This window comes from Pseudomonas sp. AC083, assembly GCF_979253165.1.
In genome coordinates, this window is sequence record NZ_CEEDDH010000264.1 from 1 (window position 1) to 249 (window position 249).

Sequence of the window (249 nt, forward strand, 5' to 3'; positions counted from 1 at the left end):
TATCACTTCGAATGGACGAACGCTTTTCTCACAGGCTGAATGGATTCCATCTTTAGGGATGAATTTCACTGTGTATGTCGATGGTCTCAGCCTGTTATTTACTTTATTAATTACAGGTATCGGCGCACTTGTGGTGCTGTACAGTATTTTCTACTTATCAAAGGAAAAAGAACAGCTTGGCTCTTTCTACACGTATTTGCTCATGTTTATGACCGCGATGCTGGGTGTCGTTCTTTCTGACAACATGGT

Annotated in this window: 1 pseudogene; it reads left to right on the forward strand. The window is 41.4% G+C overall.

Going from position 1 to position 249, the window contains the following annotated elements:
* Positions 1–249 (forward strand): annotated as a pseudogene (locus AC0IXA_RS27905) (hypothetical protein); the annotation flags it as partial.